General features: G+C 67.2%; 25 protein-coding genes. 12 read left to right on the top strand and 13 right to left on the bottom strand.

Annotation, left to right across the window (positions count from 1 at the left end; genetic code table 11):
- Positions 1-876 (top strand): cytochrome c oxidase subunit 3, encoded by an 876-nt coding sequence (locus A7X97_RS17175; RefSeq protein ID WP_005407793.1) that lies wholly within the window; start codon positions 1-3, stop codon positions 874-876.
- Between the two features lie 20 nt (positions 877-896).
- Here the strand turns inward: A7X97_RS17175 and A7X97_RS17170 are convergent, their stop codons facing one another.
- Positions 897-1,115 carry a twin transmembrane helix small protein gene (locus A7X97_RS17170; RefSeq protein WP_049416782.1) on the bottom strand — a complete coding sequence of 73 codons (219 nt, stop codon included), beginning with the start codon at positions 1,113-1,115 and terminating at the stop codon, positions 897-899.
- A gap of 57 nt (positions 1,116-1,172) precedes the next feature.
- On the opposite strand from A7X97_RS17170, the gene A7X97_RS17165 reads away from it, so the two are divergent.
- From A7X97_RS17165 to A7X97_RS17145, 5 genes are all read left to right on the top strand, one after another.
- A complete protein-coding gene (locus tag A7X97_RS17165) occupies positions 1,173-1,889 on the top strand; it encodes an SURF1 family protein (protein ID WP_072169022.1) in 717 nt (238 codons plus the stop codon).
- Between the two features lie 103 nt (positions 1,890-1,992).
- Positions 1,993-2,562 (top strand): hypothetical protein, encoded by a 570-nt coding sequence (locus A7X97_RS17160; RefSeq protein ID WP_069140018.1) that lies wholly within the window; start codon positions 1,993-1,995, stop codon positions 2,560-2,562.
- Positions 2,563-2,572: 10 nt separating this feature from the next.
- Positions 2,573-3,736, top strand: a complete 1,164-nt coding sequence (locus A7X97_RS17155; protein ID WP_065179434.1) for a COX15/CtaA family protein — start codon at positions 2,573-2,575, stop codon at positions 3,734-3,736.
- A 4-nt stretch (positions 3,737-3,740) separates the two neighbouring features.
- The gene (gene cyoE, locus A7X97_RS17150; RefSeq protein WP_088496633.1) at positions 3,741-4,634 is read left to right on the top strand and encodes a heme o synthase; all 894 of its coding nucleotides are present in this window, start codon (positions 3,741-3,743) and stop codon (positions 4,632-4,634) included.
- A gap of 141 nt (positions 4,635-4,775) precedes the next feature.
- Complete coding sequence (locus A7X97_RS17145) at positions 4,776-5,582, top strand: calcium-binding protein (protein WP_088496632.1); 807 nt, start codon at positions 4,776-4,778, stop codon at positions 5,580-5,582.
- Between the two features lie 115 nt (positions 5,583-5,697).
- Here A7X97_RS17145 and A7X97_RS17140 read toward each other — a convergent pair whose 3' ends face one another.
- The 6 genes from A7X97_RS17140 to rpsU all read right to left on the bottom strand — a co-directional run bounded on the left by A7X97_RS17140 (position 5,698) and on the right by rpsU (position 10,845).
- Positions 5,698-6,669, bottom strand: a complete 972-nt coding sequence (locus A7X97_RS17140; protein ID WP_065179432.1) for a bile acid:sodium symporter family protein — start codon at positions 6,667-6,669, stop codon at positions 5,698-5,700.
- A gap of 28 nt (positions 6,670-6,697) precedes the next feature.
- The gene (locus A7X97_RS17135) at positions 6,698-7,198 is read right to left on the bottom strand and encodes a protein tyrosine phosphatase family protein (protein ID WP_088496631.1); all 501 of its coding nucleotides are present in this window, start codon (positions 7,196-7,198) and stop codon (positions 6,698-6,700) included.
- A gap of 27 nt (positions 7,199-7,225) precedes the next feature.
- Positions 7,226-8,965, bottom strand: coding sequence for a DNA primase (gene dnaG / locus A7X97_RS17130; protein WP_088496630.1), 1,740 nt, complete (start codon positions 8,963-8,965; stop codon positions 7,226-7,228).
- 61 nt (positions 8,966-9,026) lie between these two features.
- Positions 9,027-9,947 (bottom strand): YihY/virulence factor BrkB family protein, encoded by a 921-nt coding sequence (locus A7X97_RS17125; protein ID WP_005415012.1) that lies wholly within the window; start codon positions 9,945-9,947, stop codon positions 9,027-9,029.
- A 105-nt stretch (positions 9,948-10,052) separates the two neighbouring features.
- The gene (locus tag A7X97_RS17120) at positions 10,053-10,496 is read right to left on the bottom strand and encodes a GatB/YqeY domain-containing protein (RefSeq protein ID WP_088496629.1); all 444 of its coding nucleotides are present in this window, start codon (positions 10,494-10,496) and stop codon (positions 10,053-10,055) included.
- A 133-nt stretch (positions 10,497-10,629) separates the two neighbouring features.
- The gene (gene rpsU, locus A7X97_RS17115; protein WP_002808376.1) at positions 10,630-10,845 is read right to left on the bottom strand and encodes a 30S ribosomal protein S21; all 216 of its coding nucleotides are present in this window, start codon (positions 10,843-10,845) and stop codon (positions 10,630-10,632) included.
- Positions 10,846-11,011: 166 nt separating this feature from the next.
- On the opposite strand from rpsU, the gene tsaD reads away from it, so the two are divergent.
- Positions 11,012-12,037 (top strand): tRNA (adenosine(37)-N6)-threonylcarbamoyltransferase complex transferase subunit TsaD, encoded by a 1,026-nt coding sequence (tsaD, locus tag A7X97_RS17110; protein WP_088496628.1) that lies wholly within the window; start codon positions 11,012-11,014, stop codon positions 12,035-12,037.
- Between the two features lie 33 nt (positions 12,038-12,070).
- Here the strand turns inward: tsaD and A7X97_RS17105 are convergent, their stop codons facing one another.
- A complete protein-coding gene (locus A7X97_RS17105; RefSeq protein WP_088496627.1) occupies positions 12,071-12,724 on the bottom strand; it encodes a hypothetical protein in 654 nt (217 codons plus the stop codon).
- 518 nt (positions 12,725-13,242) lie between these two features.
- Here A7X97_RS17105 and folB point away from each other — a divergent pair.
- The 4 genes from folB to A7X97_RS17085 all read left to right on the top strand — a co-directional run bounded on the left by folB (position 13,243) and on the right by A7X97_RS17085 (position 17,945).
- Positions 13,243-13,596, top strand: coding sequence for a dihydroneopterin aldolase (gene folB, locus A7X97_RS17100; protein ID WP_088496626.1), 354 nt, complete (start codon positions 13,243-13,245; stop codon positions 13,594-13,596).
- A gap of 91 nt (positions 13,597-13,687) precedes the next feature.
- Positions 13,688-14,959, top strand: a complete 1,272-nt coding sequence (locus A7X97_RS17095; protein WP_072169029.1) for a mechanosensitive ion channel family protein — start codon at positions 13,688-13,690, stop codon at positions 14,957-14,959.
- Between the two features lie 128 nt (positions 14,960-15,087).
- Positions 15,088-17,262 carry a glycoside hydrolase family 3 N-terminal domain-containing protein gene (locus A7X97_RS17090; protein ID WP_053498698.1) on the top strand — a complete coding sequence of 725 codons (2,175 nt, stop codon included), beginning with the start codon at positions 15,088-15,090 and terminating at the stop codon, positions 17,260-17,262.
- A 128-nt stretch (positions 17,263-17,390) separates the two neighbouring features.
- Positions 17,391-17,945 carry a hypothetical protein gene (locus A7X97_RS17085; protein WP_088496625.1) on the top strand — a complete coding sequence of 185 codons (555 nt, stop codon included), beginning with the start codon at positions 17,391-17,393 and terminating at the stop codon, positions 17,943-17,945.
- A 64-nt stretch (positions 17,946-18,009) separates the two neighbouring features.
- On the opposite strand, the gene A7X97_RS17080 is transcribed toward A7X97_RS17085, so the two are convergent.
- Positions 18,010-19,179 (bottom strand): PQQ-dependent sugar dehydrogenase, encoded by a 1,170-nt coding sequence (locus tag A7X97_RS17080; RefSeq protein WP_111008234.1) that lies wholly within the window; start codon positions 19,177-19,179, stop codon positions 18,010-18,012.
- Positions 19,180-19,348: 169 nt separating this feature from the next.
- Between A7X97_RS17080 and yiaA the strand changes: the two genes are divergently transcribed.
- A complete protein-coding gene (gene yiaA, locus A7X97_RS17075) occupies positions 19,349-19,801 on the top strand; it encodes an inner membrane protein YiaA (RefSeq protein ID WP_088496623.1) in 453 nt (150 codons plus the stop codon).
- 107 nt (positions 19,802-19,908) lie between these two features.
- Here yiaA and A7X97_RS17070 read toward each other — a convergent pair whose 3' ends face one another.
- The 4 genes from A7X97_RS17070 to A7X97_RS17055 form a co-directional block, all read right to left on the bottom strand.
- Positions 19,909-20,232, bottom strand: a complete 324-nt coding sequence (locus A7X97_RS17070) for a hypothetical protein (RefSeq protein WP_088496622.1) — start codon at positions 20,230-20,232, stop codon at positions 19,909-19,911.
- Positions 20,233-20,342: 110 nt separating this feature from the next.
- Complete coding sequence (locus A7X97_RS17065; RefSeq protein ID WP_061478555.1) at positions 20,343-21,644, bottom strand: APC family permease; 1,302 nt, start codon at positions 21,642-21,644, stop codon at positions 20,343-20,345.
- The gene (locus A7X97_RS17060; protein WP_088496621.1) at positions 21,641-22,402 is read right to left on the bottom strand and encodes a L,D-transpeptidase family protein; all 762 of its coding nucleotides are present in this window, start codon (positions 22,400-22,402) and stop codon (positions 21,641-21,643) included. The genes A7X97_RS17065 and A7X97_RS17060 overlap by 4 nt, the downstream gene beginning before the upstream one ends.
- A gap of 15 nt (positions 22,403-22,417) precedes the next feature.
- Positions 22,418-23,266 carry a MurR/RpiR family transcriptional regulator gene (locus tag A7X97_RS17055; protein WP_088496620.1) on the bottom strand — a complete coding sequence of 283 codons (849 nt, stop codon included), beginning with the start codon at positions 23,264-23,266 and terminating at the stop codon, positions 22,418-22,420.
- Between the last annotated feature and the right edge of the window lie 242 nt (positions 23,267-23,508).

Genomic DNA, 23,508 nt, shown 5'->3' with positions numbered 1-23,508 from the left:
ATGGCCCAGACACCGACCGACGCCAACGTGTACTTCGTCCCGGCCCAGAGCAAATGGCCCTTCGTGGGCTCCATCGCGATGATGGTGACCATGGTGGGCGTGGCCAGCTGGCTCAACGACGCCAGCTGGGGGCGCTGGACGTTCTACATCGGCATCGCGATGCTGGTGTTGACCCTGTTCTGGTGGTTCAGCGACGTGGTGCGCGAATCGCAGGCCGGCAACTACAACCACCAGGTCGATGGCTCGTTCCGGATGGGGATGATCTGGTTCATCTTCTCCGAGGTGATGTTCTTCGGCGCGTTCTTCGGCGCGCTGTTCTACACCCGCAACCTGGGCCTGTCGTGGCTGAGCGGCGAAGGCCGCGGGGTGATGACCAACGAGCTGCTCTGGCAGGGCTACTCCGCCGGATGGCCGACCAATGGCCCTGCGGCGATCGGTGGTGCCTTCCAGACCATCCCGGCCTGGGGCCTGCCGCTGATCAATACGCTGATCCTGCTCACCTCCGGCGTGACCCTGACCATCGCCCACCACGCGTTGAAGGCCGGCAACCGCCGCCAGCTGCTGATCTGGCTGGGCCTGACTGTGGTGCTCGGCCTCGGTTTCCTGACCCTGCAGGCGGAGGAGTACATCCACGCCTACAAGGAACTGAACCTGACGCTCGGTTCGGGTATCTACGGTTCGACATTCTTCATGCTGACCGGCTTCCACGGCGCGCACGTGCTGCTGGGCACGATCATGCTGATCGTGATGTGGCTGCGTTCGGCCAAGGGACACTTCACCCGCGACAACCATTTCGGTTTCGAAGCGGCCGCGTGGTACTGGCACTTCGTCGACGTGGTGTGGCTGATGCTGTTCCTGTTCGTCTACGTGCTTTGACCACGCACGCATCGGTGGCCTCAGCCGCCGACGCCGTGCGGCTTGATCCAGCCCATGTAGATGCTCACGATCACCAGTACGATCAACGCCACCGACACCGCGATGCGACGTGTCAGTGCGTTGACCGTGCGCTTGGTCTGGCCGCGGTCGACCAGCAGGTAATACAGGCCGGCGCCCAGGTTCCAGACGATGACGATCAGAAACGCGATTACCAGCAGGGTCTTCAGCGAATCACTCATGCGCGGCTCGAGGGCAGGGTGGGTGCGCCTATCTGACCGCGTTTGCGCGGACTTGTCATGATGCGCCAGCACACACGCGTGATCGGATGGTTGCTGGCCGTGCTGGCGATGGCCGGTTTCACTGCATTGGGGCTGTGGCAGCTGCAGCGCATGCATGCCAAACAGTCAATGTTGGATGCGCAGGGGCCAGCGGTGGCTCAGGCGCTGCCGCTGGCGCAGGCCCTGGCAGCCCCCGGCGCGTTGCACGGTGTGGCCGATCACGGCCGCTTCCTGCCTGGCGTGGTGCTGCTGGACAACCAGACCCGGCATGGCCGTGCCGGCGTAAAGATCTATCGCCCGTTCCGCAGTGACGAAGGCAGCGTGCTGCTGGTCGATCTTGGCTGGCGCGCGCTGCCGCCGGATCGCACGCTGCCGGACATACCGGCGCCGCCTTCGCCGGTGGCGGTGCGCGGGTTGCTGGCGCCACCGCCTTCGGCGGGGCTGGTACTGGGCCCGGCGTTCTCCGCCACCGGTGAGGCCGGGCGCTGGCTGGCCAGCCGCTTGCCGGCCGAGGGCCTCGCCGCAGCGCTGGGCCTGCCAACGCTGCCCGAGCGGGTCCTGCGACTGGACCCGGCGCTGCCCTTCGGCGACGAGCGCGATCTGGACCTGCTGCCGAACACGCTGCCGCCTCAGCGACACCTGGGCTACGCCGTGCAGTGGTTCGGCCTGGCCCTGACCGTGCTGGTGGTGGCGCTGGTGCTGGAGCGGCGCAGGAGACGGCCCATCGCCCGGTAGTGCCGGCCGCTGGCCGGCAATCCCCGGATTCCCGGATTCCTGGATGCCGGGCAGCGGCCGGCACTACCGGCATCGTTTACCCAACCATGAGAAAATGCCCCGCATGAACACTGCTACGTCCCCGCAGGCGCGCGGCTCCGGCCGCCGGACCCTGGTGCTGCTGTTTGCCGTGTTCTTCGGGGCGATGGCGCTGGCCGCGGTATTGCGCTTCTCCGGCTGGCAGCCCACCGGCCACCGCAATGCGGGACAGCTGCTGAAGCCGCCGGTCGATCTGCGCCAGCAGGCGCCGACCCTGGCCAGTGGCCAGCCCTATCCTTGGAACCCCGAGGCCCGCACCTGGCGCCTGCTGGTGGCACCGGCCGGTGCCTGCGACGCGCAGTGCGTCACTTTGTCGCAGGGGCTGGGCAAGGTGTGGCAGCTGTTCGGCCATAACGCCGATAATGTCGAGATCCTGTGGCTGGGTACGCCACCGGCGTCGATCGCCTCGCTGCCCGCGCTGCGGCCGCTGGCTCCGTCGCCAGCCCTGCGCGCGGCGTTGCCGGGCGTCGATGATCCGGCGGGACTGCCGGTCTACGTGATCGATCCGAACGGCTTCGTGATCATGCGCCATGCCCCCGGCAGTGACCTGGGTGGCCTGCGCAAGGACATGGCCACGTTGCTGAAACTGAAGTGAGTCCCGTTTGATGAGCCTTTCCGCGCGTCCGGCGCTGCACCGCAATTTCCACCGCCTGGCGTGGTTCGCCATGATCATGACCGCGAGCACGATCATGTTCGGCGCGTTCGTACGCCTGTCCGATGCCGGCCTGAGCTGCCCGGACTGGCCGACCTGCTATGGCCAGGCCACCTGGCCGCAGCACGTGGAAGAGACCATCGGCCACCCGGCGGCGGAGATCCGCCCGCTGGAGACCCACAAGGCCTGGCGTGAGCAGGTGCACCGCTTCCTGGCCGGCGCGCTGGGCATCGAGATCCTGACCCTGGCCCTGCTGGCCACGCGCAAGCGCCGCTTTGGGACCACGGCAGTGGTGACCGCCTGCGTACTGGTGGCCGCTGGCATACCGCTGTACATGATGGGCTGGCATGGCACCGCCAGCGCATTGGCTCTGGTCGGCGAGGCGATCCTGCTGATCGCCGCGCTGCGCTGGAGCAACATCGACCTGGCACGCGCTGCACTGCTGACCCTGGCGGTGGTGATCTTCCAGGCCCTGCTGGGCATGTGGACGGTGACCCTGCTGCTCAAACCCATCGTGGTGATGGGCCATCTGCTGGGCGGCATGCTGATGTTCGCGCTGCTGGCCTGGATGGCCTGGCGTGCGACGCACATGCCGATCACCCTGGCCGAGGCACCGAAGCTGAAGTGGCTGCTGCGCATCGGCCTGGCGGTGCTGGTCACCCAGATCGCACTGGGCGGCTGGGTCAGTGCCAACTACGCGGCGCTGGCCTGCGGCGGCGGCAGTGCATCGCTGGACAACTTCCCGCGCTGTGCCAACCAGTGGTGGCCGCAGCACAACTTCGTTGAAGGCTTCACCCTGTGGCGTGGCATCGGCGTGGACTACGAAGGCGGCGTGCTGGATGGCGCCTCGCGTATCGCCATCCAGATGGCGCACCGCCTGTTCGCGGCGGTGGTGGCCATCTACCTGCTGTGGCTGGGCGTGCGCCTGTTCCGGTTGCCGAGCATGCGCGGCTGGGCCAGCGCGCTGATCGCGCTGCTGGTGCTGCAGGTCACCCTCGGCATCCTCAATGTGAAGCTGGCGCTGCCACTGGAAGTGGCCGTGGCCCACAACGGCGTGGCCGTTGCCCTGTTGTTCGTGCTGGTCAGCCTGCTGGCCCGCCTGCGCGCCCCGGACTGATTCCATGTTTTCCAACTACCGCCAGTACTGGGACCTGACCAAGCCCAAGGTCGTCGCCCTCATTGTCTTCACTGCCCTGGTCGGCATGGTCCTGGCTATTCCGGGCGTGCCCAGCTGGGAGCAGGTGCGCGCCGGCCTGCTCGGCTTCCTCGGCATCTGGCTGGCCGCTTCGGCGGCCGCCGCGATCAACCAGTTGCTGGATGCGCACATCGATGCGCAGATGGCACGCACGTCGTGGCGCCCGCTGGTGGTCGGCAAGGTCAAGCCATGGCAGGTGCTGGTGTTCGCCGGCGTGCTGATCGTGCTGTCGATGGCCATCCTGGTGCTGTGGGTGAACCTGATCACTGCAGTGCTGACCTTCGCCTCGCTGATCGGCTACGCGGTGATCTACACCGTGTACCTGAAGCGCGCGACCTCGCAGAACATCGTCATCGGTGGCCTGGCCGGCGCGATGCCGCCGATGCTGGGCTGGGCTGCGGTGACCGGCATGCAGGGCTCGTCGGACTGGGCGTACTCGTCGCTGCTGGTGCTGATCATCTTCATCTGGACGCCGCCGCACTTCTGGGCGCTGGCGATCTTCCGCCGCGAGGATTACGCCAAGGCGGAGATCCCGATGCTGCCGGTGACCCACGGCGTGGTGCATACCCGCAAGCAGATCATGGTGTATTCGGTGGTGCTGGCGCTGGTCTGCCTGCTGCCGTACCTGGTGGGCATGAGCGGTGCGTTCTACCTGGGCGGCGCGATCGTGCTCAACGCGGTGTTCCTCTGGTATGCCTGGCGCATGCTCAACCCGCCGGATGAGCTGTTCTCGATGAAGATGTTCTATTACTCCATCGTGTACCTGATGGCGCTGTTCGCCTTCCTGCTGGTCGACCACTGGATCCTGCCCTGGTTGTGAAGCGCCACCTGCAGAGCCGAGCCCATGCTCGGCTGAGGGGGGATTGGAAGAGCAGCCGAGCGTGGGCTCGGCTCTACACTTGATCTCTTCCAGTGGCGTCGCCATTGCTGTTCCTGACCCCAGGGAAAGGAAGCAGCAGGGATGCACTCGTTCTTCCGTTGGACCACCGCGCTGATGCTGGCGCTGGGCATGGCCGTGACCGCGCATGCCGACGACACTACCGCGCAGATCCGCCAATACGCCGCTGACCATCGCCTGCTGGTGCTGGGCGAATTCCATGGAACCCGCGAGACGCCGCTGCTGGTGCGGCAGCTGGTGGACGGCTACAGCCGCACCGGGCCGGTCCTGCTGGCGCTGGAACTGCCACGCGGGGAAACCCCCACGCTGCGCGATTACCTGGCTTCCGATGGCGGGGAGAAGGCACGCCAGCATCTGCGCGGGCGTGCGTTCTGGACCCTGCGCGATGACCAGCATGACGGCCGTCGCAGCCGCGACATGCTGGCAATGATCGAAAGCCTGCGCGTGCTGAAGTCGCAGGGACGTGTGATCGACGTCGTTGGCTATGACGTCAACGCCAGCAAGGGCGGAAACCAGGTACGCGATGACCTCATGGCAGCCGAGTTGCGGCGGCTCTATCGAGGCCTACCGGCCAATGCGCGCATGCTGGTGCTGACTGGTAACGTGCACGCGATGCTGCAAAGGCCGCAAGGTATGCCGCCAGAAATGCAGATGCATCCGATGGCGTCGCAGCTGCGGGACTTGGATATCTACAGCGTACGGTTGGGCGCGCAACGTGGTCAGACGTGGGGATGCGCGGGCGGTTGCATGGCGCGGCCACTTCGAGAGCAGGTTGCCACGGGGCCGCGGGTCGCTGCCGGTGCGGAACGGCCGTACGACCTATGGGTATGGATGCCGGAACTGAGCGTCGGGACGCTGGTGGATCCGTAGCGTCAGGCAAACCATCCACGCATGGCGTGGATCTACTCCGGATCACAGGTGTCAGCCGAGCGCGGGCTCGGCTCTACAGTAGATCCACGCCATGCGTGGATGTCCTCCCGTCGGGTCAGGGCGCGCGCTTCGCGTACCGCTGCGCGATCACGCCGCAGACGATGAGCTGGATCTGGTGGTAGATCATCACCGGCAGCACGATGGCGCCGAGGCTGCCGCCGGCGAACAGCACCTTGGCAATCGGCACGCCGGTGGCCAGGCTCTTCTTCGAGCCGCAGAACACGATGGCGATCTCGTCCTCGCGGTTGAAACGCAGGCGGCGGGCGATGAAGGTGATCAGCGGCATGGCGATGCCCAGCAGCACGGCGGCCACGACCGCCACGGCCAGCAGCGAGAGCAGCGGCGTCTTGCTCCACAGGCCTTCAGTCACCGCTTCACCGAACGCCGAATACACCACCAGCAGGATCGTGCCCTGGTCGGTGTAACGCAGCAGCGCGCGCTGCTTTTCCACCCAACCGGCAATCCACGGCCGCAGCAGGTGGCCGGCCACGAACGGCACCAGCAGCTGCAGCATGATGCCGCCGATCGCATGCAGCGGGTCGTGCACGCCACCGGAGGTGCCCGCAAGCGCGGTCAGCAGCAGCGGCGTCAGGAATACGCCGAGGATGCTCGACAACGAAGCACTGCACACCGCTGCGGGCACATTGCCATGCGCCATCGAGGTGAACGCGATGGACGACTGCACGGTGGAGGGCAGGGTGCACAGGAACAGCACGCCCAGGTACAGCTCCGGGGTCAGCAGCCAGCCCGATAGCGGCTTGAACATCAGCCCCAGCAGCGGGAACAGGAGGAAGGTGCAGGCCAGGATGGTCAGGTGCAGCCGCCAGTGCAGCATGCCGCCAATGATCGACTCGCGCGGCAGGCGCGCGCCGTGCAGGAAGAACAGCGCGGCGATGGCGACGGTGGTGACGTCATCAAGGACGATGGCGGCGGCGCCCTTCATCGGCAGCAGCGAGGCCAGGCCAACCGTGCACAGCAGGGCGAGGGTGAAGTTGTCCGGTCGCAGGCGCGACCACCAGCGGGTCATGGTGGGCAGAGTCCTTGGTGCGGAGAGTTCAGGGCGAGATGACCGGCGTGGCCAGGCGTTGGCGGGTGGCGGCTTCCAGCGAGGTCAGGCCAGCACGCTGGCCCAGCTGAAGGGCCTGTTCGGGGCTGGCATGTTCGTAGCGTGCGTTGACCAGGCCGAGCACGGCGCCAGCGCGGTTGCCGGACGCACAGTGCAGCAGCACCGGCCCCTGGCTCTGCCGCAGGGCCTGGTGCACGGCGCGCACGTTGGCGGCATCGAGCCCCTCGGCACCGGCCACCGGAATGCGCACGTAGCGCAGGCCCAATGATTCGGCAACGCGCGTTTCGTCGAAACCCCGGTCCTCGCCGGGCTGGCGCAGGTCGATCACGGTGCGCACGCCCTGCGCGGCAAGTTCGCGCAGTTGTGCGGCGGAGGGCTGGCCGCCGGCATACAGGCCCGGGCGGACTTCATTGAGCGGGCCATCTGTGGCCAGGGCCGCCAGTGGCAGGCAGAGCGACAACAACAGCAGGCAGGTCAGGCGCAGCAGCATGGTCCTCTCCGTGAAAACGTTCTGCCGCTACAGGCGCAGCCCGGCGCGGGCCTTCAGCAGCTCGCGCAGTTCGTATTTGTCAGTATCGTCCAGGCCCTGCTGGCGCTGCTTTGCCAACAACTCCTCCAGACGTTGCACCAGCAGCTGTTTCTCCAGCTGTGCCACCGCGTCGTGCAGTTCCTGGGTCCAGCTGGCCTCGGTGCCGGGCAGCGTCTGAGCGGCCAGCGTATGCAGCGACGCCTGTTCCTCGCGGCCGTCGAAGTGTTCCAGCAGGGCGCCGGTGCTGATGTCCGGGCGCTGTTCGACCAGCCCCAGCAGTTCCAGCAGCAGCTCCACGCCCGGCAGTCGCAGGCCCTGGAAGTGATGCTTTCCGCCCAGGGTCAGCGCCAGCGACGGCTGCTGCAGCAGCACGGCGATCGCGCCGCGCACCAGGCTGCGCTTGGCCACCGGCTGGATCGTCCGCTGTGGCTGGCGTTGCGGCATCGGCGCGCGCGTGGCCTGGGCAGTGCCGCCCAGGCCGGTCAGCTGCGCCAGCTGCTGCTTCATCAGGTCGCCGAAGGCACCGTCGGGAATCTGCGCCAGCATCGGCTTTGCGCGTTCGGCCAGGCGTGCCTTGCCGTCCAGCGTGCCCAGGTTGATCTCGCGGGTCAGTTCATCGAAGAAGAACTGCGACAGCGGCGTGGCCTGCTTCAGGCGCTCGTTGAAGGCCTCGGCGCCTTCCTTGCGCACGATGCTGTCCGGGTCCTCGCCATCGGGCAGGAACAGGAAGAACGCCTGGCGGCCATCCTTCATGCGCGGCAGCACCGACTCCAGGGCCTTCCAGCCGGCGCGGCGGCCGGCGGCATCGCCGTCGAAGCAGAAGAACACGTCCGGCGCGTTGCGGAACAGCAGCTCGGCATGGTCCGGCGTGGTCGCCGTGCCCAGCGTCGCCACCGCGTGGGTAACCCCGAACTGGAACAGCGAGACCACGTCCATGTAGCCCTCGACCACGATCAACCGCTCGATCTTCTGGTTGGCCTGGCGCACCTGCCACAGGCCGTACAGCTCGCGGCCCTTGTGGAACAGCGCGGTCTCGGGCGAGTTGAGGTACTTGGGGCCGTCGTCCTTCTCGAACACGCGGCCGCCGAAGGCGATCACCCGGCCACGACGGTCGAAGATCGGGAACATCACCCGGTCGCGGAACTTGTCGTAGACGTGGCCGCGATCGTTCTTGGAGAACAGGCCGGCGCGGTCGAGCAGCTTCATGCGGCGCTCGTCCTTGCCCAGCGCATCGCGCAGGCCGCTGTAGCCATCCGGTGCGTAGCCGATCTGGAAGCGCGCGCGGTTCGCTTCGTCCACGCCACGGCTTTCCAGATACGCGCGTGCCTTCTCGCTGCCTTCCAGATTCTTCTGGAAGAACCTGGTGGCGGCGTCCAGCGCCGAGTACAGCTCGCGGCTGTCGTCCTGCTGCTGGGGGCTGCGCGGGTTTTCGTTGCGCGGCACGTCCATGCCGGCACGCTTGGCCAGTTCATCCACCGCGTCGAGGAACTCGAGGCGGTCGTAGTTCATCAGGAAGCTGATCGCGGTGCCGTGCGCGCCGCAGCCGAAGCAGTGATAGAACTGCTTGGTGGGCGAGACCGTGAACGAGGCCGAGCGCTCGTCATGGAACGGGCAGCGTGCGGCGTATTCCTTGCCCTGGCGCTTCAACGGCACGCGGCTGCCCACCACCTCGACGATGTCGGTGCGGGCCAGCAGGTCGTCGATGAAAGCGTCGGGGATACGGGCCATGGGCAACAGGGCAGGGCGCGGTACAGGACCACGCGACGGAACCGGGGGCGGTTGCCCTAGTTTACCCCCTGTCGGGCACCTGGCTGGCGGTGGCCGGATCGATGCCGGCGGCGGCCAGGTGATGGCGCGCGCGCAGGCGCTCATCGATCACCGCGGTCATCAGCGCGCCAACGAAGAAGACCACGGTCGCGTAATAGATCCAGACCAGCGAGATCACCAGCGCGCCCATCGAGCCGTAGGCACTGCCGGGGGCCACGGTGGCGATGTAGACGCCGATGCCGTAGCGGCCCAGTGCGAACAGTGCCGAGGTGATGACGCCGCCGATGAAGGCCTGGCGCCATGCCACGCGGCGGTCGGGCAGGTAGTGGTACATGAAGGCGAACCCCACCGCGTACAGCAGCAGGCTGGTGACGTACCCCAGCGCGGGGAGGATCGAGGGCAGTTGCGCGAAGGCCACCTGCAGTACCGTGGTGGCAGTCATCGACAGGATCAGCAGGAAGCCCAGGGCCAGCACCACGCCGAACGAGAACACACGCTTGCGCAGCCAGGCCTTGATGCCCTCCAGGCGCTCGCCACTGGTGCGGAAGATCAGGTTGAGCGCGTTCTGCAGCTGCGCGAACACGGCGGTGGCGCCGACGAACAGCAGCAGCGTGCTCCACAGCCCCGCCAGCGAGCCGACGTCGGGCTGGTTGTCGGCGTTCTTCAGGACGGTTTCGGCCACCGTAGCCGCGCTGCTGCCAGCCACCGAGCTGATCTGGTCGATCAGCGCCTGCTGTGCCGGCGGGTACAGCGAAGCGGTCAACCACAGCAGCAGCACCAGCAGCGGGGCCATCGACAGCAGGGCGTAGAAGGAAACGGAGGCGGCCTGGGTCAGCACGTCGACGTCGATGAAGCGCTTGGCCACCGCCATCGGAAAGCTGTCCTGCAGGCGCTTGAGGTACTTGTGCAGGGACACGGGAACGTTGGGCTCGGGTTCAACCATGGGTGTGGTTGTAGCAGGCGGCCAACGAAGGTGCGGTGAAGCGGGTGCATCAATGGGGTCAGAGCCCTTTCGCGTTGCGAAAGGGATCCGCCCCCGTGTGCCGGATTACGCCAGCTGCTGCTTGACCAGCTTGGACACCAGGCCCATGTCGGCCTGGCCAGCGAGCTTGGGCTTCAGTGCGCCCATCAGCTTGCCCATGTCGGCCGGGCCGGAGGCGCCGGTCTCGGCGATGGTGGCCTGGATGGCGGCCACGATCTCGGCTTCGCCCATCTTGGCCGGCAGATAGGCTTCGATGACCACGATCTCGGCGCGCTCGATCTCGGCCAGGTCTTCGCGGTTGGCCGCTTCGTACTGGCTGACCGAGTCCTTGCGCTGCTTGACCATCTTGTCGAGCACGGCGATCACGGCGGTGTCATCCAGCTCGATGCGCTCGTCCACTTCGCGCTGCTTGATGGCGGCATTGATCAGGCGGATCACGCCCAGCTTGTGCTTCTCGCCCGCCTTCATGGCGGCCTTCATGTCTTCGGTGAGCTGCTGCTTCATGCTCATGAGGAACCTCGTGGTGGTAGGTGGGGCGGGGCGGATGCCCGAACCCGGAAACGCAAAAAGCCGGCGACGCTCGCGCGTGCCGGCTTCGGCTCCATCGCGACGGGCAGGCCCGCCGCAATGAAGATGCGTCCGATCAGTACAGGCGCTGACGCTTGGTGACGTCGCGCGACGAGCGGCGCAGCTGACGCTTCACAGCAGCGGCGGCCTTGCGCTTGCGCTCCTGGGTCGGCTTTTCGTAGAACTCGCGCTTGCGGGTTTCGGCCAGCACACCGGCCTTTTCGCAAGTGCGCTTGAAGCGGCGAAGAGCAAACTCGAAGGGCTCGTTCTCGCGGACTTTGACGCTGGGCATGGAATCTCCGGGACACAGTAGAACCGGGTCACGCCCGGCGAGCCGCACATTATAGCGGCGAATCGACAAACTGCAAGCGGCCAACCCTGAATACGGGCCGGCGGTTCGAAAGCAGTGAGACCTGCACGTCCCCCGAGGGGACGGCAGGGGCGTCATAATAGCAGGCATGCGAGTCCTTGGCATCGAATCTTCCTGTGATGAGACCGGCGTGGCGGTGTATGACACCGACCTGGCCGGCAGCGCGGCCCTGCGCGCCCATGCGGTCTACAGCCAGATCGCCCTGCACGCCGAATACGGTGGCGTGGTGCCCGAGCTGGCCAGCCGCGACCACGTCCGCAAGCTGCTGCCGCTGGTGCGCCAGACCCTGGCCGAAGCCGGTCTGGGTGTAGGCGACATCGATGGGGTGGCCTACACGGCCGGTCCTGGCCTGGTTGGCGCGCTGCTGGTCGGCGCCGGCGTGGCCCGATCGCTGGCCTGGGCGCTGGAGGTACCGGCCGTCGGCGTACACCATATGGAAGGCCACCTGCTGGCTCCGCTGATGGAAGACGACCCGCCGGAAGCACCGTTCGTGGCGCTGCTGGTGTCCGGTGGCCATACCCAGCTGGTGGCGGTGGATGCGATCGGCCAGTACCGCCTGCTGGGCGAAACCCTGGACGATGCGGCCGGCGAGGCCTTCGACAAGACTGCCAAGCTGATGGGCCTGCCGTACCCCGGCGGCCCGCAGCTGGCCAGGCTGGCCGAGCAGGGCACGCCGGGCGTGTACCGCTTCGCGCGGCCGATGACCGACCGCCCGGGGCTGGATTTCAGCTTCTCCGGCCTGAAGACCCAGGTCCTGATGGCCTGGCGCGACAGCGACCAGAGCGAGCAGACCCGCGCCGACATTGCCCGGGGCTTTGAGGACGCGGTGGTCGAGACCCTGTCGATCAAGTGCGAGCGCGCGCTGGAAGCGGCCGGGACCAATGTGATCGTGGTGGCCGGCGGTGTCGGCGCGAACAAGCGCCTGCGCGCGCGCCTGCAGCAGATGGCCGAGCGCCTCGGCGGCCGCGCCTGCTTCCCGCGGCCTGCACTGTGCACCGACAACGGCGCGATGATCGCCTTTGCTGGGGCGCTGCGGCTGCAGGCTGGCCAGCACAGCCCGCCGAAGGTGGATGTGACCCCGCGCTGGGACATGGCGACCCTGCCCGCGGTGTGAACCGGTGGCGCCGGGCCACGCCCGGCGGACGCTTTACGGACGACCAGCCAACGGCGAGGTCGCCAGCACGGTTGTCGCCCGCTCATGGCGCTGCAGCCACCCCAGGGTGTGCGGGCAGCGCGCATGGATCAGCCGCCCGATCGCGGCCAGATCGGCGCCGATGTCGCGCTCGAGGATGGGCTCGTGATGGGCGATGCGGTTGCGCAGGTGGCGGATGCGGTCGAGGTCGGCATGGATGGACCGACGAAGGACGGACAGCGGCACCGAGGGTGCGTGTGGCAGCGCCAGGCCCATGGTCCCGGCCCAGATCGAATGCTCGAACCGTCGAGCGAACAATTGCTGCCAGAAGCCGAATCGCAGTTTGGCGATGACCTCCGGTACATCCCGCGGAGCTCCGGCGCTGCCGCGGACTTTGCATAGCGAGGCAAGGGCGCCTTCGGCAGGAAGGCTGCGCAGCAGCGCTGGATGCCAGGGCCAGCATCGACCATAACGATGCACCAGCGCCGTAGCGGCTGCATTGCGGATCACAACTTCACAGATGTGCAACGGTGGCAGGAGAGCAGCACACATCTGCATGTTCCAGGCATAGAGCGTGGCGGGATCGGATACGCAACGAGAAGCGATGCGCTCGTAGGTCGACCATCTCTGCCGGGATAGTGCTGCCTGCAGGATCCTGCTTTCCTTCATCAACTCACTCCCAGGGAACGTGGTTTCACGTTGACCCTGGGAACGAGGCAGGAACATCAGAAAACGGCATCATGATCGTCAGTGTTTTTTCGTGGATCGGCTCGGTTTTTCGGCCGGTCGTCTGCCGTGACGCATTTGCCAATTGACTGGTCTGGGGGGCACTCCTAACCTTGCGGCGTGTGCTCCGGGACTCGCGGCTGGATTCCAGCTTCCCCTGGGGACGTTGAGAGGTACCAAAGGGCCCCGCTAGCAGGGCCCTTTGTCTTTTGAGACACCGGCACAGTCGTAATCGCCTCTTGATCAGCAGGCCTGACCTGCTTCAATTTCAAAGCCTGCGCCACCGGACCCGCGGCTGTTCAACAGCTCCCCCCGGGGACAAACGGTAGTACCAAAGGGCCCTGCTAGCGGGGCCCTTTGTTTTTTCCGGGCCGCCCCGTGCCGGCCACCCGTCGCCCGTTCCGGGCAGGGTCACCGCCGTGCCGTTACCATGGCCGCCTGTATTGGCGCTGGTAACCGGAATGGACAAGGTTTTCATCGAGGGGCTGACGATCGACGCCCTGATCGGTATCTACGATTGGGAGCGACGGATCCGCCAGGACCTGGTGTTCGACCTGGAAATGGGCTTCGACAACCGTCGCCCTGCGGCCACCGACGACATCGCCCACACCCTGAACTACAAGGCGGTGAGCAAGCGCCTGGAGCAGTTCGTGCGCGAGTCGGAGTTCGGCCTGGTCGAGACGCTGGCCGAGCGCTGCGCGCAGATCGTGCTGGACGAATTCGACGTGAAGTGGCTGCGCCTGAAGCTGAGCAAGCCGGGCGCGGTGCGCGGCGCGCGCGCGGTGGGTGTGATCATCGAACGCACGCGGGAATGACCCGGTAAATCCGGCCGCCGGCCGGAAACCCCGGTAGTGCCGGCCGCTGGCCGGCAACCTTGGCAACAACGAAACAGACAGGAGACAACTGATGGTGGACGCGGTGGTGGCGGTACAGTGGCTGGAACGGCTGCAGAACACACTGGAACCCTATCCCGGCGCCTACCTGGCGTTGATGATCTCGGCGCTGCTGATCGCCGCCGGCCTGGCCAATTGGGTGACCAAGCGCATCCTGCTGCGTGGCCTGCGGCGCCTGTTGCAGCGCCTGCCAGGTGCCGAGTCCGGCCGTGGCAGCCATTTGATGCGGGTGATTTCGCGCCTGTCCAACGTGGTACCCAGCCAGGTGATCGCCTCGGGCATCACCCTCATCCCCGACCTGCCGCCCAGCCTGGTCAACGTCATCATCAAGCTGTGCATCGTGTGGGCCGTACTGACGGTGTCGATGGCGTTCTCGCATGCGCTGGACGCGGCCAACAGCCTGTACGAGCGCAAGCCCGATGCGCGCAACAAGCCGATCAAGGGCTACCTGCAGGTGGTCAAGATCGTGGTGTTCGTGGCCGCCGGCCTGTCCATCGTCGCCACCCTGCTTGGGGTGAAGCTGGGCCCGCTGGTGACTGGCCTGGGCGCGGCCACGGCGGTGCTGATGCTGATCTTCCAGGACACCATCCTGTCACTGGTGGCCAGCGTGCAGATCAGTGGCGATGGCCGCGTGCGCATCGGCGACTGGATCGAGATGCCCAGCCAGAACGCCGACGGTGACGTCATCGACATCGCCCTGCACACCATCACCGTGCAGAACTTCGACAAGACCATCACCACCATCCCGACCAAGAAGCTGGTGACCGAGTCGTTCAAGAACTGGCGCGGCATGCAGGAGGCCGGTGGCCGCCGGATCAAGCGCGCGCTGTACCTGGACCAGCACAGCGTCGGTTTCCTCGACGACGGCGACCTGGCCTTTCTCGGCGAATTCGCGCTGCTGCGTGACTACCTGCGTGAAAAGGAGCAGGAACTGGGGCAGTGGAACGGGCGCCTGCGCGAGCAGGGCGTGGCCGAGGTCAACAGCCGCCGGGTGACCAACCTGGGTACCTTCCGTGCCTATGTGGAGCGTTACCTGCGCAGCCATCCGGGCATCCATACCGACATGACCCTGCTGGTGCGGCAGCTGCAGCCCACCACCGAAGGCCTGCCGCTGGAGCTGTACTGCTTCACCCGCAGCACCGCCTGGAGCGAGTACGAGGCCGTGCAGTCGGACATCTTCGACCACCTGCTGGCGATTCTGCCGGCGTTTGGCTTGCGGGTGTTCCAGGCCTCCAGCGACGCCATGTTGATGGCCGGGCAGCGCCAGTTGGCCGGCTCGGAGTAAGCTGCGGTGCCCCCGGCGGGACCATACGGGCCCCGCTGTTGGCTGAAACTGAACGAAGAAACCTCTCGCCAAATGGCTCGGGATCGCTAGAATGCCGGGCTTGTAAACGTTTTCATCAAGGACTGCCGGTGGCCTCCGATCGCATCGAATCCCTCATTGCCCAGATGACCGTCGAGGAAAAAGTCGGCCAGCTGGGTGTCTTCGCGGACATGGTCCGCCCGTTCGCCCCGGACGTGAACCCGGAAGCCAACGTGCGCAATGCCGACCAGGTGCTGCAGCAGGTGCGCGAGGGCAAGGTCGGCTCGCTGTTCAATGGCGTGGGCGCCGAGTTGGGCCGTCGCATCCAGCAGGTCGCCACCGAGGAGAGCCGCCTGGGCATCCCGGTGATCCTGGCCGCCGACGTCATCCACGGCATGCGTACCGTGTTCCCGATCCCGCTGGGCGAGGCCGCCAGCTTCGAGCCGGACCTGGCCGAGCGCACCGCGCGCGCCACCGCCATCGAAGCCACCGCTGCCGGCCTGCACTGGACCTATGCCCCGGCCGTGGACATCGCCCGCGACCAGCGCTGGGGCCGTGGCGCCGAAGGTGCCGGTGAGGACGTGGTGCTGGGTTGTGCGTTCGCTGCCGCCCGCGTGCGTGGCTTCCAGGGCAGCGACCTGCGCGCCGCCGATTCGCTGCTGGCCACGCCGAAGCACTTCGCCGCCTACGGCGCGGTGATGGCCGGCATGGAATACAACATGGTGGACATCTCGCCGCAGACCCTGCGCGATGTGCACCTGCCGCCGTTCAAGGCCGCCTTCGAGGCCGGCGCGATCACCGTGATGTCCTCGTTCAACGACATCAACGGCGTGCCGGCCAGCGCCAATGCCGAACTGCTGACCGACATCCTGCGCGGCGAATGGAAGTTCCCGGGCGTGGTGATCTCCGACTACACCGCCGACATGGAGCTGGTCGCGCACGGCTATGCCGCCGACGACCGCGATGCCACCGCCAAGGCGTTCACCGCCGGCCTGGACCTGAGCATGCAGAGCGGCTTCTACGCCGAGCACCTGCCGGGCCTGGTCGAGAGCGGCGAAGTGCCGATGGCGGTGCTGGATGAAGGCGTGCGCCGCATCCTGTGGCTGAAGGAAACCATCGGCCTGTTCGACGACCCGTACCGTTCGCTGGACCCGGCGCGCGAAGCGGATACCTCGCATATCGCTGCGCATGATGAACTGTCGCGCGATGCCGCGCGCCGTTCGATCGTGCTGCTGAACAACCGCGACAACGTGCTGCCGCTGCAGAAGACCGGGCAGAAGATCGCGCTGATCGGCCCGTTCGTGCAGGACCGCGAGAACATCGAAGGCTGCTGGACGCTGTTCGGCGACAAGCAGCGTTACGTCGACCTGGAAACCGGCGTGCGTGCCGCCATCGGCGACGAAGCGCTGCTGGAAATCGTGCCGGGCTGCGAACTGGAAGCGGCCATTCCGGGCGGTACCGAAGCGGCGGTGGCTGCCGCGCTGCGCGCCGATGTGGTGGTGCTGGCGCTGGGCGAACCGCAGCGTTACAGCGGTGAAGCGCAATCGCGCGTGGAGATCACCCTGCCGCCGGCACAGCAGGCACTGGCCGAGGCCGTGGCGATGACCGGCAAGCCGCTGGTGGTGCTGCTGCGCAATGGCCGCGCGCTGGCGCTGCAGGGCGCGGTGCGCAATGCGCAGGCCGTGGCGGTGACCTGGTACCTGGGTACGCAGACCGGCCATGCCGTGGCCGATGTGCTGTTCGGTGACTACAGCCCGTCCGGCCGCCTGCCGGTCAGCTTCCCGCAGGTGTCCGGCCAGCAGCCGTACTTCTACAACCACCCGCGCACCGGCCGTCCGGAGCTGCCGACCATGTCGGAGTTCAAGGCCCGCTGGCGCGAGATTCCGAACGAGCCGCTGTACCCGTTCGGCCACGGCATCGGCTACACCACCTTCGCCTACGGCGTGCCGCAGCTGAGTGCTGTGCAGCTCGGCTGGGACGACACCCTGACCATCACCACCACGCTGACCAACAGCGGTGATGTGGCCGGGGAGGAAGTGGTGCAGCTGTACATCCACGACCGCGTGGCCAGCCGCGTGCGTCCGGTGCGCGAACTGAAGGACTTCCGCAAGGTGGCACTGCAGCCGGGCGAGTCGACCGACGTGGTGTTCACCCTGACCCGCGAGCAGTTGGCGTTCACCGGCCGCGATGGCGTGCTGCGTGCCGAACCGGGCCAGTTCGACCTGTGGGTCTGCGCCTCGTCGGCCGCCGGCGAAGCCGTGCAGTTCGAACTGCTGAAGGCCTGATCAGAAAAAGGGGACGGAGGGGATCAAGTCGTTTGTGCCACTAACGACTTGATCCCCTCCGTCCCCTTTTTGTTGCCGTCACTGCGGCGGCGCTACCATCGGGCTTCCTGTTTCGATGGAGTGCGCGTATGCGCCGGATGGCCTACCTGATTCCCGCTCTGCTGCTGGCGGCCTGTTCGCAGCCTGAGCCCCCGGCGCAGCCTGCGGCGGATGCGCCGCCGCCGATGGAAGCGAACGCGGCAGCGACGCCTGCCGCTGAGCCGGCGGCGCCGGCCGCCGAACCTGCCGCCGCCGCACCGGCGGCACCGGCCGCGGAGGCGCCCGCCGAGGACGCGCGTGCGCGCATCGAATCGCTGCTCGGCGATGCCGCGCAGTTCGAGAAGGTCTTCAACGCGTTCAAGACCGCCGTGGTCGGCGGTGATCGTGCTGCGGTGGTCGAGCAAGTGCGCTTCCCGTTGAACATCAGCGGCGGAAAGAAGATCTCCGGCCCCGGTGAGTTCCAGCGCAACTACGAGAAGATCATCACCCCGGCGGTGGTCAAGGCGGTGTCCGGGCAGGACTTCGGCAAGGTCTTCGTCAACCAGCAGGGCGTGATGATTGGCGATGGACAGGTGTGGTTGAACGGAAAGTGCCTGGACAAGGCCTGCACGCAGACCGAGGTGAAGGTCATCACCATCCAGTGAACGCAGACGGCCCCGCACGCGGGGCCGTCGCGGAAAAACGTGCCGGCCAGCGGCCGGCGGCACCTCATGCCTTCGGCGTCAGCTTCAACAGGCGCGCCTTGCTGCCGTCTTCCAGCAGCCACAGGGCGCCATCCGGGCCCTGTTCCACTTCGCGGATGCGCTCGCCCATGTTGAAGCGTTCGGCTTCGCGCGCGCTGTCGCCATCAAAGGCCACGCGCACCAGCGAGGTCGACGACAGGCCGCCGATGAAGCCGCTGCCCTTCCACTGCGGGAACAGGCTGCCGCTGTAGATCATGAAGCCGGCCGGCGAGATCACCGGCGTCCAGGTCACCTTCGGGGCGGCGAATTCCGGGCGGGTGTCGTGGTCGGGAATCGGACGACCGTCGTAGTGGTCACCGTTGGAAACGATCGGGTAGCCGTAGTTGGCGCCACGCACGATCAGGTTCAACTCGTCGCCACCGGCGGGCCCCATCTCATGCGCCCACAGCTTGCCGTTGGCGTCGAAGGCCATGCCCAGGATGTTGCGATGGCCCAGCGACCACACCTGTGCGGCAACCCCGCCCTGTGAGGCGAACGGGTTGTCGGCGGGCAGGCTGCCATCGTCGTTGAGGCGGATGATCTTGCCGAGGTTGCCGCCCATGTCCTGGGCCGGATCGAACTTCTGGCGCTCGCTGGAACTGATCCACAGCTTGCCGTCCGGGCCGAACGCGAGGCGATGCCCGTAGTGGCCCTCGCCGCTGACCTTGGGGCTCTGCCGCCAGATCACTTTCAGGTTCTTCAGCTGGCCACCCCCGTTCGCATCCAGCGCCAGCGTGGCCCGGGCCACGGCCGCACCGCGGGTATCCAGCGTGCCTTCCTCGGCATAGCTGAGGTAAACGACGTGATTCCGGGCAAAGTCGGGGTGCAGGATGATGTCGCCGAAGCCACCCTGGCCACCGTAGGCGACCTTCGGAACGCCGGTGATCTCATGCTTCTGGCCGCTGGCCAGATCCAGGTGCTGCAGCTTGCCGCGCTTCTCGGTGACCAGCAGGCTGCCGTCAGGCAGGAAGGTCATCGCCCAAGGCTGGTCAAAACGGCTGACTTCGGTGGCGGTGAACGGACGCTGGTCGGCGGCGGAGGAGGCTGCGGGCGCTGCGGTCTGGGCGCCGTTGGCGCCAGGATCGGCGGCGTTGCAGGCGGAGGTGGCGAGGATCGGCACGAGGCCGAGGGCGAGCAGCAGGGGCGTACGGGTCATGGGTATCTCCAGGGCGGGGATGCGGATGGCCGGGCTGCCCCTTGTATACCACCGCAGCCGTGACCGTCGTGGCCCGAAGGTCCTGCGCCCCCCTGTGCGACAGCGGCGGGATCGTCTAGGGTGGGCACGCCCGGGCAAAGCATGCCCGTCTGCCTGCCAAGGACCTGCAATGAATACTGCCATGCCCCACAAGCCCTCCACCGCCTTCATCGCTGCCTCGTGGGTGGCCCTGCTGCTGGGTGCGGCGGCGTACCTGATCGGCCTGTTCAATGCCACGATGGCGCTCAACGAGAAGGGCTACTACCTGACCCTGCTGCTGTTCGGCCTGTTCGCGGCGGTGTCGCTGCAGAAGAGCGTGCGCGACCGCGTCGAAGGCATTCCGGTGAGTGGCCTGTACTACGCGCTGTGCTGGTTCGCGTTGCTGTCGGCGCTGATGCTGCTGCTGATTGGCCTGTGGAATGCCACGCTGGCACCGAGCGAGAAGGGCTTCTACGGCATGGCATATGCGCTGTCGCTGTTCGGTGCAGTGGCTGTGCAGAAGAACACCCGCGACCTGATCGCCGCCGGTGGTGGCGAGCGCAAGCGCAGCGCGATCGTGCCGCCGCTGCCGGAACAGGAATGATCGAGCCGGTGTAGAGCCGAGCCATGCTCGGCTCAGTCGAGCATGGCTCGACGTTACAGACGTGGTGCGGGAGCCGAGCGTAGGCTCGGCTCTACAGCAGCCTGGCGCTATCGCTTCAAGCGCGGATCTGCCAGCTGCGCTTCGTCCCAGCCGCGGCGCACGGCGTTACGTGCCTGCGCCCAGTCCAGGCGACTGCGGCCACGTTCGTTGGCCCAGCGCGATTCCAGTTCGGCTTCGACCTGCTCGTACGCGCGGATCATGTCCTGCGCGCGCGCGGCGTGGCCGATCCGGTAGGCCGGCTCGTAGTCCTCGAAGAACAGCTGGTCGTCGTAGTACGGCTCGGCGGTGTAGCGCTCGCGCCAGTAGCTGCTGACCGCATCGCGCGGCGTGCTGTCGTCCGGTACGCGGCCGGGGATCTGGTACTCGGTCATGGAAGGCTCCGTTGTGGACGAAGCCTGATCCTGCCTGTGTGGCGGTTAACGGCCCGGTCCGGCAGCGTGATCGCCAGATCAATCCGCCGGGCATGGCCCGGCGCTACCGGTCATCCGGCGTCGGCGTCCTTGCGCGGCAGCTTGTAGATCACCGCGCCGATGGCAAACGCCACCAGTGCCGCGGCGATGTTCTGCCAGCTGGCACTGGCGAACAGGGCCAGGCACAGCAGCAGCGCGAGCACCGGAATCAGCGGGCCACCCGGCAGTTTCAGTGCGCCCGGCCGGTCCGCATAGCGCTTGGCCAGCACCAGTACCGCAGCGGCCGTTCCGATGTAGGCGAACAGGCGCGTGGTCATCGACAGCAGGGCCAGCTGCACGAACGAACCGGACAGGGCCAGGCCCAGCGCGATCAGGCCTTGGCACAGGATCGACGCGGCCGGCGTGTGGAAGCGCGGATGCACCTGCGCCAGGATCTTCGGCCCATAGCCATCGCGGGCAAGTGCGAACAGGAAACGCGGGCCCATCATCATCGTGTTGCTGTTGGTACCCAGGATGGAGATGGTCGCGCCGATGGTGAGGATCAGTGCCAGGGCCTCGCCGCCGAAACCGGCTGCGGCGTCGGCCAGCGGCGTGGCCGAGCTGGCCAGGCCGGCCAGCGTACCCTGCGCCACCACCTGCACCGCGCCATAGATGACGGTGACGGTGATGATCATGGTGATCAGCGCGAACGGAATATCGCGGCGTGGATTGCGGTACTCGCCGGCGGCGGCCGGGATGTTCTCGAAGCCGGCGTAGGCGTACAGCAGCAGCAAGGCGGCCTCGCCCATCCGTTGCAGGTCATGCGGGTCCGGGCGCTGGCCGGAGAAGGCCAGCTGTGGATCGATATAGAACGCACCGACAGCCACGAACAGCAGCAGCGGCAGCATCTTGCCGATCACCAGTACCACGCCGGTGCGCGCGGCCGAGCGCACGCCGATGATGTTGACGCCGGTCAGGAAGCCCAGCGACACCACGATCACCGCGATGCGGCCCATGCCGGCGCCGGCCCATGGCCAGAAGCGCGCGACCGCATCGGCCAGCGCGTTGCTGAGTGCGGCCGCCGAGCTGATGCGGGTCAGCCAGATCATCCAGCCGATCTCGAACCCGGCGAAGCGCCCGAACGCCTCGCGTGCATACAGGTAGCTGCCACCGGGCTCGTCGAAATAGCTGGCGGCCTGCGCGTAGCACAGCACCAGCAGCGCCACGACGATACCGGCGGCGACCACGCCCCACAGGCTGAAGGGGCCGAGCAGGGCGACGGTGGCGGCCGGCAGCAGGTAGATGCCGCTGCCGATCACATCGTTGATCGACAGGCCGACGATCTGCCAGCGGCTGACCGCGCGCTGCAGCTGCGGTTCGTCCTGCGCGCTCAACGGGCGTCTCCGCGCAGTGCGGGCAGTTGCCACTGGGCCTGCAGGCGCGTGTACTCGGCGCGCGGCAGCAGCACGAAGCGCGGCGCATCCTGCGGCCGCAACCAGTCCAGCAGCGCCTGCATGCGGGCCTGCGGCATGGCGGTGCAGCCGGCCGTGGCCTCACCGAGTTGGCGCCACAGATGGGCGAAGATGCAGCTGCCCTTGCCGGGCTGGTTGTCCGGGTTGTGGGCGATGACGAAGCCTTCCTGGTAACGCACGTCGCCCTTGTTGTGCAGATCCAGCCGCATCGGCTCGGTGGAGCCCTTGACCGCTGCGCTGCCGACTTTCTTCTCATCGACGATGCGGTTGTAGAACGGCGAGCTGGGCACGTCCATGCAGTAGCTGCTGTTCAGCATCGGCTGGTAAGGCATCGCGGTGCCGGGGCGTGTGACGGCATAGCCGAACGCGCTGCCGAGCGCGAACACGCCCGCCGGGCTGCGGCCATCGCCTTCCTGCTTCTGCGGGCCGTCGGCCTGCGCCGGATGCAGGCCCAGGCCCCAGGCGCTGCCGGTACGGCCGAGCGCCACAGGGAACGCCTGTCCATGTGCGTGCCAGCCCTTGCCATCGCGCACATAGGCCTGCAGCTGCCCCTGGGTGCTGTCCCAGCCTTCGCTGGTGACCACGATCAGCTGGCGCGCGCCATCCAGCGGCGCCGCGTGAACGGACACCGTCGCAGCAAGCAGCAGCGCAGCGGTAGCGAGGCGAACCAGCGATTTCATCAACAGGTGCTCCGGTCAGGAATCCAGCAGGTGGTCGATCCGCTCCAGGTTCACCGCCAGCTGCTGCTGGCGGTCCGGATTGGTGTGGCAGAGCAGCACGAACAGGAAATCGAGCAGGGCGTGCATGGCGCTACGGTACAGCAGCTGCGCGACCTGCGGCGTGCGGTCGTGCGCGCAGACCACCAGTGCCGCATCAGCATGCGCGCGCAGCGGGTTGGCAGTGTGGCGGGTAATGGAAATCACCTTGCCACCCATGTCCTGGAACTGCCGCGACAGCTGCGAAAGCTGTGGCAGGTTGCCGAATTCGGAGAACACCAGCAGCGCATCGCCGGGGCGTGCGGCCGACAGGTTGGCCAGCATCAGGATCGGGTCGGTGTGCGGCACCACCAGCAGCCCGAGCAGCGACAGCCGCATGGCGAACTCGCGGGCATACAGGCCGTCGTCACCCAGGCCATGGACGAACAGCTTGGGTGCGCCGTCGAGCAGCTGCACGATGCGCTCGATCTCCTCGCGCGGATTGGCCTGGCGTGTTTCCTCCTCGGCCTGCGCCTTGCTGCGGCGCAGGGCCTCGCCCAGGCGCAGGTAGTCATCGCCGCTGTCGGGTTCGCTGGGGGGCTGTTGTGGATCGGCACCGACGCGAGCCACGTCCTGGCCGATCGAGTACTTCAGGTCCGGGTAGCCCTTGAAGCCGAGCTTCTGGCTGAACTTCACCACGCTGGATTGGCTGATGCCCAGCGCACTGGCCAGCTGCTGCGACGAGTAGTCGCGCAGCAGGTGGGCGTTGTCGAGGATGAAGTCGGCGATGCGGCGCTCGATGGCCGACATCTGCCCGCGCTCGGTGCGGATCTTCAGCAGGGGCGGCATGCGGGGTGTCCGAGGGGTGTGCGTTGGAGCATAGGGGAACGCGTTGCGGTTGGCCGCGGAGAGCCGGTCATGGGGTGGGTCAGGCGAGTGGGGATTGCGGGGGACGCCGCAAGTACGTCCGTGTAGGCTTGGCCGCGCTTGCGTGTTTGCGCTGTCCTGCGCAAACGGCAAGACCGGGGTTGGGCGTCCTGCCCAACCCGCCCGAGGCATGCCTCGGGCCCATGCGGCTGACACCCCCGCAA

It is taken from the genome of Stenotrophomonas sepilia (genome assembly GCF_003244875.1).
Classification (GTDB): domain Bacteria; phylum Pseudomonadota; class Gammaproteobacteria; order Xanthomonadales; family Xanthomonadaceae; genus Stenotrophomonas; species Stenotrophomonas sepilia.
This window is presented reverse-complemented; position numbering and strand designations above follow the sequence as displayed.